The organism is Candidatus Clostridium helianthi (genome assembly GCF_045310795.1).
GTDB lineage: Bacteria > Bacillota > Clostridia > Clostridiales > Clostridiaceae > Clostridium > Clostridium helianthi.
Window position 1 is genome coordinate 1 of the sequence record NZ_JBJIAB010000169.1, and the last position, 281, is coordinate 281.

General features: G+C 29.2%; 1 protein-coding gene. It reads right to left on the bottom strand.

The window, feature by feature from the left end; genetic code table 11:
- Positions 1-281 (bottom strand): transposase (locus tag ACJDTP_RS27665; RefSeq protein WP_406763032.1); only part of this gene is annotated, 281 nt, incomplete at both ends.

The window sequence follows — 281 nt, forward strand, 5'->3', positions numbered from 1 at the left end:
AAACTTCTTTTTTTCCACTTCTCATAAGTTTGTGGTTTTATATAAGGAGTTTGCTTATTTGATTCTAAGAATAAATAGTTTTCTTCGCTTTCATAACCTGAGTCTGCAATTATATTAAGATATTTACGACCAATTTTTTCTTTCATATTATTAAGCATAGGTATTAATGTTGCTATATCATTTCTATCATCAAATATTCCGACGCCGGTTACGTATTCACTTTCAACTGCGATTTGCACATTATATGCAGGTTTTAATTGACTATTTCTCATATGATCATC